Source organism: Bacteroides cellulosilyticus DSM 14838 (assembly GCF_000158035.1).
In the GTDB taxonomy this organism is placed as follows: Bacteria; Bacteroidota; Bacteroidia; order Bacteroidales; family Bacteroidaceae; genus Bacteroides; species Bacteroides cellulosilyticus.
Genome location: NZ_EQ973491.1, coordinates 1244105 through 1260382 on the forward strand (window position 1 = coordinate 1244105; position 16278 = coordinate 1260382).

Here is a 16278-nt window from a genome sequence, read left to right on the forward strand (position 1 = left end):
ATTACTTCTACTTGTTCAACGCTTTCATCTCCCATTTTCATGATAGAACCTTTGCCGAAGCTCTTTTCTATCTTGTCCATAGCTGCCTGTAACGCTTTCAGCTTTTCGCTTGATGCCATATTGTTTTCGTTTTCAAAATTAAGTTCGTCTTTCTTTGCCATATACTTGCTGTTATTAGAGTTGACAAGTTAATAAGATATCAATTGATAATGAACTGACTTTTTATCTGTTTGTCAACTTGTCTTCTTGTTGATTATAATATTTGTGCGGCGTGGTCTTTGGTTTTCACCTCCTTGGGGGTGATGATTCTCTCTATCACTCCTTCTTCATTGATAATGAAAGTGGTGCGGAAGGTTCCCATATATTTACGTCCGTACATGCTTTTTTCTCCCCAAACACCGAATTGCTCCACGAGTTTCTTATCCGTATCTGCAATCAGCGGGAAAGGTAAGTTGTTTTTTTCAATAAATTTTTGGTGCGACTTTTCATTATCTACGCTTACGCCAATCACTTCGTAGCCGGCTTTGCGTAATTCTGAATAATTATCGCGCAGGTTGCAGGCTTGTGCCGTACATCCTGAAGTCATATCTTTGGGATAGAAATAAAGAACTATCTTCTTTCCTTTATAATCGCTGAGGCGGATTTCTTCGCCTTTTTCATTGATGCCCAATACTTCGGGCACTTTATCTCCAACTTGCATAATCTATAATTAAATTAAAAATGAAGAATTATACTTCCAAATCTTTATCAAACACTTCATGCCAAGGCAATCCCTGTTTGTTCAACTGTTCCATGAACGGGTCCGGATTAAACTCTTCCACATTCCATACTCCCGGTTTCTTCCACAATCCTTTGAGGAACATCATGGCACCTATCATGGCAGGAACTCCTGTTGTATAGCTTACACCCTGCATACCTGTTTCCTTGTAGGCTTCCTGGTGGCTACAATTATTGTAAACGTAGTAGGTGCGTTCTTTACCGTCTTTCAATCCCCGGATGCGGCAGCCAATGGAAGTTTCTCCTTCATAATTTTCGCCCAGATCCTGCGGGTTAGGCAATACGGCTTTCAGGAATTGCAGCGGAACGATTTTCACCCCGTTGTAATCCACTTCATCGATACGAGCCATACCGATGTTCTGGATTACTCGCAGGTGAGTCAGGTATTCCTGACCGAAAGTCATCCAGAAACGTGCACGCTTGATGGTAGGGAAGTTTTTCACCAAAGATTCCAATTCTTCGTGATATAACAGATAGGAATCACGTGGTCCGATATTCGGATAAGTCAGGTCCTTATGGATTTCCAACGGTTGGGTGGTTACCCATTGGCCATTCTCATAGTAACGTCCGTTCTGCGTGATTTCACGAATATTGATTTCCGGATTGAAGTTCGTTGCAAATGCCTTATGATGATTACCTGCGTTGCAATCTACGATATCCAGATATTGCATTTCATCGAAATAATGTTTGGCAGCATATGCAGTATAAATACCACTTACCCCCGGATCGAAGCCGCAACCAAGGATGGCGGTCAGTCCGGCATCCTCAAAACGTTTCTTATATGCCCATTGCCAGCTGTATTCAAAGTGAGCCACATCTTTCGGCTCATAGTTGGCAGTGTCCAGATAGTTGACTCCGCTTTTAAGACAAGCTTCCATAATGGTAAGATCCTGATAGGGAAGTGCTACGTTTATGACGATTTCGGGTTTGAAGCTATTAAAGAGAGCAACCAGTTCATCCACATTGTCGGCATCTACCTGTGCGGTCTGGATGTTAGGGTTACCGATTGCTTTTACGATAGCGTCGCATTTGGACTTTGTGCGGCTGGCAATCATGATCTCAGTGAATACATCCGGATTTTGAGCCACCTTGTGCGCAACGACGGTACCTACACCGCCTGCACCGATAATAAGAACTTTACCCATTTCTTTTAATAACAAATTACGAGTTACAAATTATAAATTATCCTTCTTTTTTATTGGTGAGCAAATATAGGATTTAATTCGCAGATAAACATTAAAATCCTACTAAATACTTTTTATAAAAAGCTTCTATTTCTAAACAAACTGCTTGTATTTGGGTTATTTTGTATATATTTGCCCCGCGAAAATTAACTTAAACAACGAATAACAATGAAGAAAGTAATAGTTTCTCTTTGTATGGCAGGAGCTTTGATAGCTCTGTCATCTTGTCGCTCTTCCAAAGATGCTGCGACATTATCTTCCATCAATGGTGAATGGAATATTATTGAAATAAACGGCGCTGCCGTAGTGCCTGCTCCCAATCAGGAATTCCCTTTTATCGGTTTTGATACGAATACCGGAAAAGTATTCGGTAACAGCGGTTGTAATCGTATGATGGGTTCGTTCGATGTGAACGCTAAACCCGGTACAATTGATCTTGGAGCTATGGCAAGTACGCGTATGGCTTGTCCGGATATGACGCTGGAACAAAACGTGTTGTCTGCTTTGGGACAAGTGAAGAAGTATAAAAAGTTAGGTAAGGAGAACATCGCTTTGTGCGGTTCATCCAATCGTCCTATTATTGTATTACAAAAGAAAGCTCCTACAGTGAAACTATCAGATTTGAGTGGTAAGTGGATTATTTCCGAAGCCGGTGGTCAGTCCATTCCCGAAGGTATGGAGAAACAGCCGTTTATTGAGTTCAATCTTTCTGAAAAGAGAATACACGGCAATGCCGGTTGTAATCTTATTAATGGCGGATTTGTTGCAGACAACGAGAACAGTTCTGCAATTTCTTTCCCGCAACTTATCAGCACTATGATGGCTTGTCCGGATATGGAAGTAGAAGGTCGTGTGATGAAAGCACTGAATGAAGTGAAGTCTTTCGGTAAACTGGCCGGTGGTGGCATCGGACTTTATGATGCGGATAATACACTGGTGATGGTACTGGTAAAGAAGTAATCCAGATAATTCAGAATATAGAAAAACAGGATGTCAATATCAATTGGCATCCTGTTTTTTTGCTTTAATGAGATACTGCTTTCAAACCGATAATCGAACCTATCAGCGTTGCAATAAAAAATAACCTCCATATAGTGGAAGGTTCCTTGAAAATTAGTATGCCCGCCAATACGGTTCCTACCGCACCTATTCCTGTCCATACAGCATAAGCCGTACCAATAGGCAGGGCTTGCGTTGCCTTTATCAGCAAAAACATGCTGATACTCATAGAAATAATGAAACCGGTGAACCACCAGTACATTTCACTGCCGGTTGTTTCTTTAACCTTGCCCATACAGGAGGTAAACGCTACTTCGAACAATCCGGCCACAATCAAATATATCCAACTCATAACTTTTATTTTTTGTGTGCAAAGTTCATGAATTGGTTTGACTTCTTATTTAACAAATGATAAAAAGTGATTTATCTGAATTTTGCCCGAATACGGCTTAAACTGACCTGTGTAATACCAAGATAGGAAGCGATATAGCCTAATTGTACTCTTTGCAAAAGATCCGGAGTATGATTCATCAGGTCTCTATAACGTTCCAGGGATGTCTTGAACTGTCGGCCGATAAACCTTTCTTCTGTTTTGAGCAATTCCTTTTCTGCAAATTCTCTTCCCCAGTTGGCGATGTGTATATCCTTGCAGAATAATTCATGTAAGGCTCGTTTCCTGACTTCATATAGTTCACATTCTTCCAGAAGTTCTATATTTTCATAGCCTCTTTGGTTGGATACATAGCTTTTCATGGATACCACCGTATCGCCTTCGCGTCCGAACCAGAATGTTATTTCGTTGTCAGCTAACTCGGTATAGGCACGTACAATGCCTTTCTTGATGAAGTATACTTTGGTTTCTACTTTGTCCGCCCTGAATAGGATATGTCCTTTGGGGTGAGTGACTTCAGAGATGATCTCCTTCAGCGCATTCTTTGACGGCTCCGGCAACTTGCCTATATTATCGATAATCTGATCTAAATCCATGTTGAGTACTGTATTATGTATCTTTCTTATGGTATTTGCACGGCATTATCTCCGTACTATCTCCGTAGCATTTCCGTGCTATCTCCGTACCGCCTCCGTATCTGCTCCGTACCATCTCCATAGTTATAGGTATAGGTTTGGTACGGAGTAGATACGGAGCAGATACGTAGCTGACAGATTGTGAAGCATAGATTCTGAAAAGGGAATGGATGTATTGGGATGATTTATTTCCTTCTCTTCAGCCCTGCCCGTATTCTGCTCAAAGATTGTGGTGTAATATATAAATACGATGCTAAATGTTTTAACGGAACATATTGCAACAGTTCCGGATTTTCTTCCATCAAGGTCAGATAACGCTCTTTGGCACTTGGGGTACCGTATGCCAATGTGTAGCTATCAATAAATAAAATTTCCTGTTCAAAGATTTTTCGGCCGAAGTTGGATAACTCTATAGAACTATTGAAGAGTTCTTCTAAATCCGGTTTGGCAATACCATAGGCAATACTTTCATTTACAGATTCAATATTCACTTGTGAAACTTCATTATTGACATACCCCCAGGATGAAAAAGCTATTTCTCCTGTTCCGGCAAACCAGAGGGAACTTTCAGTACCGTCTATCATATAATAAGCACGCCAGATACCCTTTTTTAAGATGTAGAAGTTACTGTTACGTTCTCCTTCTTTCACAATGGATTCCCCTTTACCGAAATGATATTCTGTCATGTGTGACAAAAGTTCATGCAGGCTTTTTTCCGGGAGTCTGTATCTTTGGCAGAATTTCTTTATCATCATTTCCATGCTGCAAAGATACTATATTTTTTTTGTGCTTTCTTTTTGCTTTTATATAAATAGTAAGTATGAAAAGGGTGGTCAGTAGCTCAGCCAGAGGGGTTGCCAACCAGATACCCGGATTACCAAAGAGTAGGGGAAGTCCGAAGAAGCACGCTGTCAGCAGGACGAAACCACGCAACAGGGTAATGATAGTGGCATAACGAGCCTGCTCCACACTTTGAAAATATCCGATGGAAACGATATTGACAGCGAAGAAAATAAAGCCGGTGGCATATAGAGGAAGTCCTTTGCTGGCTATTTCATAGGCCGGATAACTGCGGTCGATGAACATGGAAACAATCTCCGAACTGAAAAAGATGGTGACCAGAGCGAAGACAGTACCACAGCCGATGGCTGTTTTCAGCGCCAATAAATAGGCACGACGTACGCGGGTTTCTTCATGAAGTCCGTGATTGTAACTGATAATGGGTTGAGCGGATTGTGCAATGGCGTTGTACACCATAAATATAATAGGGAAGAAGTAACATGCAATGCTGAATGCAGCTACACCTTCTTCTTGTAAATAATGTATAAACACGATGTTTCCGACAAACATCATGCAGGCAATAGCTATTTCACACAGAAAAGCAGAAGACCCTAGCCGGCACATATAACCTATATTACGACGCGTCAGTTGCATACTTTTGCGAGTGAATTTTACGGGGTAAAAGCGTAGAGCGCATTTGCGGCGGGAGAGGTAGATGATTATCATCAATGCTCCCACCGTAGTACCGATGGCACTGGCAATAGCTGCACCGAACATGCCCCAACCGAAAGGAAAGATGAACAGGTAATCGAGAATGATATTCAGGACGGCAGCTACTATATTGCACATCATGGCAAAGTTAGGTGACCCGTCCAGGCGCAGGAAGAACATCCCTGAGTTAAGCAGGGCGGTAAACACCGAGAACGGAACAAACCATACCATATACTCTACAGCCAGTGGAGTCAAACGCTCGGAACCGCCCAAAAGATGTACTACCTGTGGGGCGAACGAACAGAATAGCGTGGAGGTACCTATCAGCAACAATGAAGATACAACTATAGACTGAGTAATATTGATGCGGGCAGCTTTTACTTTTCCATGTGACAAGTGGATGGAGGCTACAACAGATGCTCCTACACCAAACATCAGTCCGATGCCCGTAGAGAATAACCATAATGGCGCCACTATATTTACTGCTGCAAGTGCATCACTGCCAATACCTTTTCCTACGAATATTCCATCCGTAATGACAAATAATGCGGAAAATATCATTCCCAGTACAGTAGGGAGTAATAATTTGCGGAACAATGCCGCGATGTCTGTGTTTTTAAAATCAATGCTATCTCTTTCCATAATTATATTTAGTTACGAGCTACAAGCTACGAGTTACGAGTGGCTGCGCTATGATGCCGAAAGGTACTCGTAGCTTGTAGCCTGTAGCTCGTAGCTTGTACTCTACTGCTTTTTCGTCGGCAAAATTACTGCTTTTATGTGGGAGGACGATTAACAAATGGTAATTTTCGACAGAAAAACAAAGAAGAATTCTGCCAAACTGACAGCCTTTCTGCCAACCTATAAAATTACAACCTCCCTGAACATTTTGGCACGACGTTTGTCTTTTTATTGGCGTCTGCTGCTGATGCAGGCGACCGAAACTTGAATAATAACAAATAAAATATTAAAGATCATGGGAAAAATTATTGGTATTGACTTAGGAACTACAAACTCTTGCGTTGCTGTATTTGAAGGTAACGAACCTGTAGTAATTGCAAACAGTGAAGGAAAACGCACTACTCCGTCTATCGTAGCATTCGTTGACGGCGGTGAGCGTAAAGTGGGTGACCCTGCAAAACGTCAGGCTATCACGAACCCGACAAGAACCGTATCTTCAATCAAACGTTTCATGGGTGAAACTTGGGATCAGGTACAGAAAGAAGTTGCCCGTATGCCATATAAGGTTGTAAAGGGTGATAACAACATGCCGCGTGTAGATATCGACGGACGTCTGTATACTCCGCAGGAAATTTCAGCTATGATTCTTCAGAAAATGAAGAAGACTGCTGAGGACTATTTGGGACAAGAAATTACGGAAGCAGTTATTACTGTTCCGGCTTACTTCTCCGATTCTCAACGTCAGGCTACAAAAGAAGCCGGTCAGATTGCCGGTCTGGAAGTGAAACGTATCGTAAACGAACCGACAGCTGCTGCTTTGGCTTACGGTATCGATAAAGCGAACAAAGATATGAAGGTTGCCGTATTCGACCTTGGTGGTGGTACATTCGATATCTCTATCCTGGAATTCGGTGGCGGTGTATTCGAAGTATTGTCAACAAACGGTGATACTCACCTGGGTGGTGATGACTTCGACCAGGTAATCATCACTTGGTTGGTAGATGAATTCAAGAATGATGAAGGCGCTGACCTGACTCAGGATCCGATGGCTATGCAACGTCTGAAGGAAGCTGCTGAAAAAGCTAAGATTGAATTGTCTTCTTCTACAAGTACTGAAATCAACTTGCCGTACATTATGCCGGTAGGTGGTGTGCCTAAGCACTTGGTGAAGACTTTGACTCGTGCTAAGTTCGAAGCTCTGGCTCACACTTTGATTCAGGCTTGTCTGGAACCGTGTAAGAAGGCTATGTCTGATGCTGGTTTGAACAATGCTGATATTGACGAGGTAATCCTTGTAGGTGGTTCTTCACGTATACCGGCCGTACAGAAACTGGTTGAAGATTTCTTCGGTAAAGCTCCTTCTAAAGGTGTGAATCCGGATGAAGTAGTAGCCGTAGGTGCTGCCGTACAAGGTGCTGTGTTGACGGATGAAATCAAAGGTGTGGTATTGCTGGATGTTACTCCGCTGTCTATGGGTATCGAAACTCTGGGTGGTGTAATGACAAAGTTGATTGACGCTAACACTACTATTCCGTGCAAGAAGAGCGAAACATTCTCTACTGCTGCTGATAACCAGAGTGAAGTAACGATCCACGTATTGCAAGGCGAGCGTCCGATGGCTGCTCAGAATAAGTCAATCGGCCAGTTTAACCTGTCAGGTATTGCTCCGGCTCGTCGTGGTGTTCCTCAGATTGAGGTAACGTTCGATATTGATGCTAACGGTATCTTGAAGGTGTCTGCCAAGGATAAGGCTACCGGTAAGGAACAGGCTATCCGTATCGAGGCGTCCAGCGGTTTGAGTAAAGAAGAAATTGAAAAGATGAAAGCTGAAGCTGAAGCTAATGCAGAAGCTGATAAGAAAGAGCGTGAAAAGATTGACAAGCTGAATCAGGCTGACTCAATGATCTTCACAACTGAAAATCAGTTGAAGGAATTGGGCGACAAGTTGCCGGCTGATAAGAAAGCTCCGATTGAAACTGCTTTGCAGAAATTGAAAGATGCTCATAAAGCACAGGATTTGGCTGCTGTTGATACTGCTATGGCAGAATTGAATACTGCATTCCAGGCTGCAAGTGCTGAAATGTATGCACAAAGTGGTGCTCAAGGTGGTGCACAGGCTGGTCCTGATATGAATGCCGGACAAGCTGGCGGTGCTCAGGATAGTGGTAAGCATGGTGATAATGTGCAGGATGCAGATTTCGAGGAAGTGAAATGATTCCGATAAGGAAATAGATAACAAACAATAAGTAAAAGCGTGCAGCTCAATGAGTTGCACGCTTTTTGCGTTTATGGGGTTCATGGTTGCTATGTGTTTTCTATGGGCTTTTTTATCTCTTATTTGCGACATGTTTGCGACACGTCTTATTTGGCGATAAGGTACAACTTAGATTGATATAAACCATTTAAAGCGAGAAGAATATGCCAAGAGGAAATTACACCATTCAAAGAAGTTGCGAGGAGTGTGGTAAAATATTTACTCCTCCCACATTAGTGTCGAAGTATTGTTGCCCTGCTTGTTCCAAGAGAGCATATAAGAAAAGACAAATCGCAAAAGAGAAAGAAGCGATACGCCAAGCACTGATTAGACGAATACCATCCTGCAAGGGGTATCTAACCGTAAAAGAGGCTATGTTGATTTACGGCATTAGTAAAGACGTTCTTTATCGTATGATACGGCAAGGCTCGATACCGTCATACAATTTTGGTCAACGTCTGATACGCCTTAGTCGGCAGTATATGGATGAACACTTCAAAACAAAGGCAGGGAGTAGAAAGAGAAAAAAGGAGGCATTGTCCTTTGAACCCAAAGATTGTTACACCATCGGAGAGATCGCAAAGAAGTTCCATATCAATGACAGCAGTGTATTATCGCTTTCTGTTCTTCTTCGGTAAACATCTTTATTTTCCCAGCAAACCATTCAAGTTCTTTTTGCTGAAGATCTTGTTGCTTTTCATTTTGATGTTCCAATAGAATTGATATATTTTCTTGTTGCTTTTCTGTCAAGGCATTTTCTAATGCTTGATTCTTTTGTTTAAGAATGTTGAACTTCAGCAAAGCAGCAATGTACATGCAGAAATATCCTACTGCAATATCGAATATTAGGACAAGCAGATAATTGTTACTTGAGTTTTGTGTGTCACCAGCCATATATTCACTAATAGGGATAACAGCTAATAGCATGATAATGGTTATTGCATAAAGCACTCTGTATCGCGTTTTATGGCTTATCTGTGGTAAAGAGGCAAACAGAAAGGCGATAATCAAAACGGCAATTATTGCACATAGTGGTATGAAAGGTATTCCCATTGGTTTATTGTTCGGTTTGAGGATTAATTACAATGCGCCAATAGCCACCACGATCTGCTCCTTCTCTGACAAGTAATCCATTGGCTTTTAGATTTGCTATTTGCATTTCAATGGCACGTTTACTAACTCCTATTCTTTCAGCCATCTTGTCTTGGGATATAGAACCGTCAGAAATAATAAGGTCAAGAATGTTTTGTGCTGTTCGACCTAATCGTTTTGGCCTCACCGAAGAACTTTGTGAATCACCGAAGGTCTTCACCGAAGATTTTTGTGAATCACCGAAGGTTTTCACCGAAGATTTTTGTGAATCACCGAACTTTTCGTCCGAACCATTTACCCTTTCAGCCACATCCTCAACAGGTATTCTTCCGTTATCATTCCAGTTCAGATTATAGAAAGTGGTGAAGAAAGAAGCCGCTTCCGTTTGATATTGTGGTTCTTTTCCTTGCAGGAAGTTGGGTAACTTCTCTGTAAGTTCTCGCATTTTGCGTAAGCCGGAACCACGTTTCTCCATGTAGTCCAATTGTGTAAATACATCTGCAATGACAGGGTTACGACGCATGGACGGCACTTTGTATATGTCGCGGTCTTGAATCTGCGTACCGTCAAGCATTGCGCCCGGTGATACTAGTTCTACTCGGTCATCGTAAATGTCGATATGTACTTCACCGCCCATCACGGTGTAGTCCCGATGGATAAGGTGGTTTACCAATCCTTCAAAGATGGCACGGTCTGAATAGTCGGGGAGGTTTAGACGATAGTTAGGCATTTTCACCCATCCGCTCATGGTATAGTTCTTGATGAAGTCCATACCGTATTTCAAAAGCAAAACAAGGTTAGCCCGATGTTCTATGGAACTGATGGCATCATCTTTATAGAGTCCAGTCCAACGGGTACAGAAAATACGTGATTGAAATACAGTACAATTATCCACAAACAGCAATCCGGCATTGGTCAGTTTACCGTCTGGTGTGACCAGTCCGAATGATTCTAGATACTTGTCATTCCATTCCTGATGGGTTTGCTCACGAAAAGTATTGGCAAGGATGATGAAAGAATGTTTGCTGGCATCCACTTGGGTAGGAAGTGAATCCCAAGTCATGTGCGTGCCCTTCAATACCAACGAAAGTAATTGTTGGGAGTTACATTCTACACTTTCATTACCGACTCGTGTATAAGCTGTACGTGTTCCGTCTTGATAATAGTAATAAGGTGTCAGTGTTCCTGCCTTTACTTTCACTTCAAGCAAGGTATGTCCTTCGTGTTCAATTGGAATAAGTTGTACTTCTGGTACAGGGTCAAGTCTTGCCTTTATCATTTCACTGATAAAATCAGCGTCGGTTTGTGGATTCTTCAACCCTACAATTACGCCTTTATCATTCACGCCATAGAACAAACTGCCACCATCCGTATTGGCGAAAGCCGACACGGACTTAAGCCATGACTTCACTTTCTTACGTTCCAACATTTCCTTGAAATCGTAAGCTGAGCATTCTGTTATCAGTATATTGTTATGTATCTGCATTATTCCCTTATTATTTGTATAATATTTTAATTCTTATCACAAAGGTAGTGATAATATGATAATTTCAAGTGCTTTAACTTACAAAGAAAGTCTCAAGTCTGCTAAAAGAACAGCCGTTTCCGTTTCATCTTTTGGTGCATTTTTGGGCTTCCATGCCAAAACGAACCGTACAGATGCAGATTGCACCTTATAACCTCTTTGTTCCCATTCAGATAACGTGCCCTGCATTCTTGATGATAATTTTGCTATAGGTTTATCGGTCGATGAACTATACAAAAAGAAATCATTGTAAATTAAAGAATCTCCTCCTCTTAGTGCTAAAACCTCTTGTTTCCGTTCTTTGAAGAATCCTAAATTGACATCTTTATGAGAGAGTTGTAGTATAATTTCTTCAGGCATATCATAGTGTTGTTGGTCAATGAGGTATAAGTTTGCACTTAAATGATTGAAGCAATCGCCATTTGTATGTATGAATAGTCTGTTTTTTGCACGAGTTATTCCTACGTAGTATCTACGCATCAGATGGGCATCCTTTGCATAGTTATCGGATATGAGCATATATACATCATCAAACTCCCTGCCTTTAGCCTTGTGGATGGTTGATACCACGACATCGGTGCCTGATGTGTCGCAAAAGTCTTCCACTGACGACTCAAATACAAATTCCTTGAAGTCACTGAAATATTTTGTTTTGTTGGTTTGTTCAAACTGTTCCACACACCGCTTCACATACGTCAAAGTTAGACTTCTGTCATAAATAGAAAAGGTTGCATGCTTGGCTTCTTCCCATAGTTCTTCTGTGATTAGCGGTGTTTTTATCCGTTTGTCTATATGCCTCAGGAAGTATCTCATTTCCGCCATGTTCCAAAAACGTAAACCGTCCATTGATTGTACCAGTTTACTGTTTATACCATGCTTTCGTAGGAGGGCTATCAAGATGACGGCTTCTTCGTTTGTTTGGGTGAGTATACACGAAGTGCCTTTGTCCTTGTGTTGAAGTAAGTTTTCCACAAGCGGCTGATACATATATGTTGAATGATGACGTATCACTTCCACCCAACCTTTCTCTTTTCTCATAGAGATGATAGGTGTACTTTTTATCCTTTTATTGATAGTTTTCAAGAATTCGTTGGCAAAATCTACAGGCTGGCGCGCGCTGCGGTAATTCTCAGTCATTTCGACGAATGTACTTCCGCTTTCTTGTGCCAACCGGTACATATAACCAGAATCGGAACCTCGGAATTCATAGATATTTTGATCATCATCCCCTACTGCTATCACACGCATTTCTTCATTGTTAGTTATCAGAGCCTTTACAAGTGAGTGTTCTTCTGTTCCCATGTCTTGGGCTTCGTCTATAACTAATACTGTCTTACCGATTTTGTTCGGTTCTACTTCTCCTTGGCATATCATCTCGGCTGCCTTTGAAACGACATTCTTTGAATCCTCAAGATTTCCTATTCGTCCCAGGAGGTCGAAGCAATAAGAGTGGAATGTTTTTATTTCGACAAAATGGGCTGCATTGCCTATCAACTCCATAAGCCGTTGTTTGAACTCTGTAGCGGCTGCCCTTGAAAATGTCAGCATCAGTAGCTGTTCGTGTTTCACGTCTTCAAGTAGTAGGAGTGAGGCCAGCTTGTGGACTAATACTCGTGTTTTTCCACTACCGGGACCTGCTGCAACCACAATGCAACGTGAATCCTTATCGGAAATAATTTCCATTTGCCGTTTGGACAATTGCCCAAATAATTGATTGTATTTCTGTGGTGTCAAGTTGCGTTGTATCTCGCTTGTTCTGTCTCCTTTGAAATATTTTGTGACAAACTTCCTGTAGTCCATTTGGAAATAGTCTTGAACATATTGCAGTGCTGCATGATAATTCTTCACCATCAAGTTGGCATATTCTCCCACAATATGCACTTGTTGGATTTTCAGTCTATAGAATTCGTTCAGCATTCGGTAGTCGTCTTGCTTGTATCTCGACTTATTGTCTTTTATTCTTTGGATATTCATTGCGTTGTAAAGCACCAAAAATCCGCCTTCAAGCTTTAGCGCACCGATTTTCGATAAATATAGAAGTGCTTCTTCCACGTCTTCTAATTGAATGTCAGCAAGTCCGCCAAAAAGGGATTGGGAACTTGATTTTATTCGGTTCAGAAGCTCTACTACGGAGAACTGTATGGCTTTGTCGGGCACATTCTTTTTTTCTGCATCAAAAGCTAATTTGTATAGCCATTCCACGGCAAAGCGACTTATTTCCAATCGTTTTTCAAATCGCCTGATGGTGGATTCCAGGTCTGCCTGACGACTTATCTCCATGTTACGGACTGCATCCTCTTTTTTACGCGTATATCCCTTGACGGTGAGGAAATAGAGCAGCGTCCGAATGTCTTTTTCTTTGGATGTGTTGATTCCGTCGTTTACGGCATTCTCATTCAGTTGCTTGTATGATATTCGTAAAGACTCATCGGGAATATGGTTGAGAATGTATTGTTCAAGTTTTGCAAAGCGTTCGAGGAGCATTTGCGACTTTCGTTCCGAATCACCTGCATCCTGCAAATAGGCAGATATATCTTTGCTGTCTGCCAATATGCCTTCCTGCCGCATGCGCTCCACTACAGATATAACATCTCTTTTGCTTAGTCCCAGAATGTCTGCCAGATAGTCGATGCGTGATTCTGCTTCCGAATCCTGAGCCTTAGCGATATGTTTTTGAGAAATCAATGACTTGATGATACGGACTGCCTTTTCTATTTCATCGCTACCAAAAAGTAGCGATGCGGATATACGTTCCCTTGCTTCGTCCATATTCTTTACCGTTATTCCTGTGGCATATACATGAGGTGCATTGTTTCCTCTTACCAAGTATCCGCTTTGTTCCAAAGCTGCCAATGCTGTTCGTACACGGGTCTCGATGTCAGATACCGAATCATCCCATCCTGCTTGCCGGGCAATTTCCAACGCAGAACAGTTGACTTTCATGCGGTGTTTGGTAAGGCCTTTGACGGCTTTCCATACCTGTTGTATTTCACTAATGCTAAGTTTCGTTTGGTTTAGCAATATGAAATGCTTGTCCAAATCATTGTCACTGTAAAGCACATAACAACGTGCGCTAAGACCGGGATCACGACCAGCTCTTCCTGCTTCCTGTACATAATTCTCCAGCGAATCGGAAATATCATAATGTACCACCAGCCCGACATCTTTCTTATCGACTCCCATGCCGAATGCGGATGTGGCCACAATGATGTGTACTTGATCGTTCATGAAAGCATCTTGGTTGGCAATTTTTTCATCGGCTTCCATTTTCCCATTGAAGGGGAGTGCCTTGTAACCGTCGCGAGTCAGCTTTGCAGCCAGTTCCTTTGTCCGTTTGGTGCGTGATGCGTAAACAATTGTCGGACAATTGGTTTCTGCTACAAGTTCTCTCAGTTTTAAATATTTGTCATTGTCATTCTCTACATGTATGACGGAATAGTGCAGATTTGTTCTTGAAGCCGTTGATGCGAATAATTCCAAGTTCAAATTCAAAGTCTGCTTGAAATAGTCGCAGATGTCTTGGATTACTTTCTGTTTTGCCGTAGCCGTGAAACAAGATACAGGTATCGGGGTTTTGCATTTTTTCTTTTGCTGGTATTTTTGGATGAATTTGCCAATGTAGAGATAGTCAACCCTGAAATCCTGCCCCCATGAAGAAAAGCAGTGCGCTTCGTCTATCACGAACCTTACAAGGTGGCGCGCCATCAATATTTTCTCGATTGTTTTTGAACGGAGCATTTCGGGAGAGATATACAACAGCGAGGCTTCTCCGTCTTGTACTCTTTGTATGGACAGTGATCTTGTGATGGGGTCTAACATCCCATTTATGGTTACGGCATCTGTGATGCCTCTGTCGGCAAGGTTATCTACCTGGTCTTTCATCAAGGACTGCAAGGGGGAGATAACAACCGTAAGCCCGTGCACGGAGTGTCCTGCCATGAGTGCAGGCAGTTGAAAGGTAAGTGATTTGCCGCCACCGGTAGGAAATATAGCCAGCAGCGATTTCCCTTTCACCGCAGCTTGGGCGGCACGTTCTTGCAGTGGCTCGCCTTCGTATGTTCGGAAGTGCTCATATCCGAAAAATGTTTTCAGATTATGGAGTACATCCAATTGCGTATGGCAATAGTTGCATCCTTCTTTGCAAGTAGTGTGTCGCAGGAGTTTTACAATAAATTCCACTTCCGGATAATTGTAAAGTACCCATCCGGGAGTGACGGAGCGGTAATCGGTGGTATCAATCAGAGCCAAAGCGTATGCCAATCCGCATGGGTATTGGTTGATGAGCATGTCAAGATCGGCATGTTGGCAAATCTTTCCCGCATAAAATTCTTTGATAAGTCCAGGTATTCCTTTATGGATATGTTCTGCACTTACCATACTGAGAAATCCTTCAAATTCTTTCTTGTTTTTCAGTAACGATGTGAATATTATACGCTTTTCTTTCGGTAATGAATACCAGCATGCTATTTCATCCTGCAATAAGTCTTTTGCTTTCTTGCAATCGTTCACAGGATTGTTCATCTGTTCGCTAATTAGCTTATCATCTTTTACAAGCCTGTGGTAAGGATGTTCCGGGAACAGTAAAGGCGAAACATAAAGTGTATCAACTAAAATCCAGCGGCATATTTTGTCTGTAAACAGGTATTTGGCGTCATGGTGAACGATATTGTGTCCGCAGATGTAGTCCACGTTGTTTAAGAAAATAAATAGTTCTTCTTTTGAGGTTTTATGAAATGTCGTGTCATCATGTTTGAGTGCTCCTATGTCATGGATTTTATGGTCTTTCAAGCCTATTTCAACATCTACAATGGCATAATTGTGGGTACTACATGGTACAGAGGTTGTTTTATTGCCGATGATATTGTTTCTATCTTCGGTTTTCTTGATTCCTATGAGTTTACTCCATATTGACATATCTTAATATAATAAATAGTTTTACAACTTGAATTTGTTATGCATCTGCATCGTTTTCTTATTGTTGTTAGGGTATAACATCCCAATATCATACACAAAGGTAAGGATAAAACCGAAGAGTCTGTTAAAAACATCGCTTTCTTTTGATTTTTATGCGTTTACATCTCGTTATTTATGAATAAAAATCGTACTTTTGTGAGCAAGAGCGTGTGTTGCTTATGGATGCTTATTTTCGGGTTTGCGTTATATTTGCAACACGTGTACGCAAGTCGCTGATAGATATATCACGTTGATTTCGAGGAAGTGAAGTAAATAGACTGTCATATTAAAAAAAA

At 41.7% G+C, this 16278-nt stretch carries 11 protein-coding genes and 2 pseudogenes; 3 read left to right on the top strand and 10 right to left on the bottom strand.

Going from position 1 to position 16278, the window contains the following annotated elements; genetic code table 11:
• The 3 genes and pseudogenes from BACCELL_RS26565 to BACCELL_RS17115 form a co-directional block, all read right to left on the bottom strand.
• Window positions 1–161: pseudogene (locus BACCELL_RS26565) on the bottom strand (recombinase RecA); the annotation flags it as partial.
• Window positions 162–253: 92 nt separating this feature from the next.
• Entirely contained in the window at window positions 254–700 is a 447-nt protein-coding gene (gene bcp, locus BACCELL_RS17110; protein WP_007213210.1) for a thioredoxin-dependent thiol peroxidase, read from the bottom strand.
• A 28-nt stretch (window positions 701–728) separates the two neighbouring features.
• Window positions 729–1922 (bottom strand): saccharopine dehydrogenase family protein, encoded by a 1194-nt coding sequence (locus tag BACCELL_RS17115; protein WP_007213211.1) that lies wholly within the window; start codon window positions 1920–1922, stop codon window positions 729–731.
• Window positions 1923–2129: 207 nt separating this feature from the next.
• On the opposite strand from BACCELL_RS17115, the gene BACCELL_RS17120 reads away from it, so the two are divergent.
• Complete coding sequence (locus BACCELL_RS17120; RefSeq protein WP_007213212.1) at window positions 2130–2921, top strand: META domain-containing protein; 792 nt, start codon at window positions 2130–2132, stop codon at window positions 2919–2921.
• A gap of 64 nt (window positions 2922–2985) precedes the next feature.
• Here the strand turns inward: BACCELL_RS17120 and BACCELL_RS17125 are convergent, their stop codons facing one another.
• The 4 genes from BACCELL_RS17125 to BACCELL_RS17140 all read right to left on the bottom strand — a co-directional run bounded on the left by BACCELL_RS17125 (window position 2986) and on the right by BACCELL_RS17140 (window position 6119).
• The gene (locus BACCELL_RS17125; protein ID WP_007213213.1) at window positions 2986–3312 is read right to left on the bottom strand and encodes a DMT family transporter; all 327 of its coding nucleotides are present in this window, start codon (window positions 3310–3312) and stop codon (window positions 2986–2988) included.
• 71 nt (window positions 3313–3383) lie between these two features.
• Window positions 3384–3947: a Crp/Fnr family transcriptional regulator gene (locus tag BACCELL_RS17130; protein ID WP_007213214.1), complete on the bottom strand. Its 564-nt coding sequence runs from the start codon at window positions 3945–3947 to the stop codon at window positions 3384–3386.
• Window positions 3948–4171: 224 nt separating this feature from the next.
• On the bottom strand, window positions 4172–4747 hold the full coding sequence (locus tag BACCELL_RS17135; RefSeq protein WP_007215903.1) for a Crp/Fnr family transcriptional regulator: 576 nt from the start codon (window positions 4745–4747) through the stop codon (window positions 4172–4174).
• Window positions 4686–6119, bottom strand: coding sequence for an MATE family efflux transporter (locus BACCELL_RS17140; RefSeq protein ID WP_007213216.1), 1434 nt, complete (start codon window positions 6117–6119; stop codon window positions 4686–4688). The genes BACCELL_RS17135 and BACCELL_RS17140 overlap by 62 nt, the downstream gene beginning before the upstream one ends.
• 334 nt (window positions 6120–6453) lie before the next feature.
• On the opposite strand from BACCELL_RS17140, the gene dnaK reads away from it, so the two are divergent.
• Both dnaK and BACCELL_RS17150 read left to right on the top strand, forming a co-directional pair.
• On the top strand, window positions 6454–8373 hold the full coding sequence (gene dnaK, locus BACCELL_RS17145; RefSeq protein WP_007213218.1) for a molecular chaperone DnaK: 1920 nt from the start codon (window positions 6454–6456) through the stop codon (window positions 8371–8373).
• 203 nt (window positions 8374–8576) lie between these two features.
• Window positions 8577–9050: a helix-turn-helix domain-containing protein gene (locus BACCELL_RS17150; protein WP_007213219.1), complete on the top strand. Its 474-nt coding sequence runs from the start codon at window positions 8577–8579 to the stop codon at window positions 9048–9050.
• Here the strand turns inward: BACCELL_RS17150 and BACCELL_RS17155 are convergent.
• The 3 genes and pseudogenes from BACCELL_RS17155 to BACCELL_RS17165 form a co-directional block, all read right to left on the bottom strand.
• Window positions 9022–9465 (bottom strand): annotated as a pseudogene (locus BACCELL_RS17155) (hypothetical protein); the annotation flags it as partial. The gene BACCELL_RS17150 and the pseudogene BACCELL_RS17155 sit on opposite strands and share 29 nt — an antisense overlap.
• Window positions 9466–9469: 4 nt before the next feature.
• Window positions 9470–10990: an RNA-binding domain-containing protein gene (locus tag BACCELL_RS17160; RefSeq protein ID WP_007213221.1), complete on the bottom strand. Its 1521-nt coding sequence runs from the start codon at window positions 10988–10990 to the stop codon at window positions 9470–9472.
• 78 nt (window positions 10991–11068) lie between these two features.
• The gene (locus BACCELL_RS17165) at window positions 11069–15943 is read right to left on the bottom strand and encodes a RecQ family ATP-dependent DNA helicase (RefSeq protein ID WP_007213222.1); all 4875 of its coding nucleotides are present in this window, start codon (window positions 15941–15943) and stop codon (window positions 11069–11071) included.
• Window positions 15944–16278: the final 335 nt, after the last annotated feature.

Bases quoted from the DNA above. Each gene is read 5' to 3' on its own strand.
- BACCELL_RS17115 (WP_007213211.1), bottom strand. From the start codon at position 1,922: ATGGGTAAAGTTCTTATTATCGGTGCAGGCGGTGTAGGTACCGTCGTT.
- BACCELL_RS17120 (WP_007213212.1), top strand. From the start codon at position 2,130: ATGAAGAAAGTAATAGTTTCTCTTTGTATGGCAGGAGCTTTGATAGCT.
- BACCELL_RS17160 (WP_007213221.1), bottom strand. From the start codon at position 10,990: ATGCAGATACATAACAATATACTGATAACAGAATGCTCAGCTTACGAT.
- BACCELL_RS17150 (WP_007213219.1), top strand. From the start codon at position 8,577: ATGCCAAGAGGAAATTACACCATTCAAAGAAGTTGCGAGGAGTGTGGT.
- BACCELL_RS17135 (WP_007215903.1), bottom strand. From the start codon at position 4,747: ATGGAAATGATGATAAAGAAATTCTGCCAAAGATACAGACTCCCGGAA.
- bcp (WP_007213210.1), bottom strand. From the start codon at position 700: ATGCAAGTTGGAGATAAAGTGCCCGAAGTATTGGGCATCAATGAAAAA.
- BACCELL_RS17125 (WP_007213213.1), bottom strand. From the start codon at position 3,312: ATGAGTTGGATATATTTGATTGTGGCCGGATTGTTCGAAGTAGCGTTT.
- BACCELL_RS17165 (WP_007213222.1), bottom strand. From the start codon at position 15,943: ATGTCAATATGGAGTAAACTCATAGGAATCAAGAAAACCGAAGATAGA.
- BACCELL_RS17130 (WP_007213214.1), bottom strand. From the start codon at position 3,947: ATGGATTTAGATCAGATTATCGATAATATAGGCAAGTTGCCGGAGCCG.
- dnaK (WP_007213218.1), top strand. From the start codon at position 6,454: ATGGGAAAAATTATTGGTATTGACTTAGGAACTACAAACTCTTGCGTT.
- BACCELL_RS17140 (WP_007213216.1), bottom strand. From the start codon at position 6,119: ATGGAAAGAGATAGCATTGATTTTAAAAACACAGACATCGCGGCATTG.